The following is a 273-nucleotide window of genomic DNA, read 5'->3' as shown; positions in this document are numbered from 1 at the left end:
ACCCGGGGCTGCGCCTGGCGCTCAAGGCCAGTTGCGACTACCTGTTGCAGACCGATGTCCGGCGCATCGCCCGACGCAACCGCCAGTTGCGCGAACGCATCGCCCAGCAGCTCTACCGCCGGCTCGGCTGGACGCCGCTGGAACAAGGGCCGCACGCCAGCGCGTTGATGACCTACGCGGCCCCCGAACTGAGCGGCGAGCAATGGCTGAAGCGCCTCCACGCGCGCGGCGTGAACGCCTCCTACATCGGCCCGCAGTATGCCCGCTGGGCGC

1 protein-coding gene is annotated in these 273 nt (G+C 70.7%); it reads left to right on the top strand.

The annotated features are described in order from the left end of the window. Nucleotides 1-273: hypothetical protein (locus ACLJNW_RS25075; protein ID WP_410961340.1), on the top strand; the 273-nt coding region annotated here is incomplete at both ends.

Source organism: Salmonella sp. SAL4457, assembly GCF_046548235.1.
In the GTDB taxonomy this organism is placed as follows: Bacteria; Pseudomonadota; Gammaproteobacteria; order Enterobacterales; family Enterobacteriaceae; genus Salmonella; species Salmonella enterica.
The sequence above is the reverse complement of the archived record's forward strand: the minus strand, read 5'-3'. Positions and strand labels throughout refer to the sequence as shown.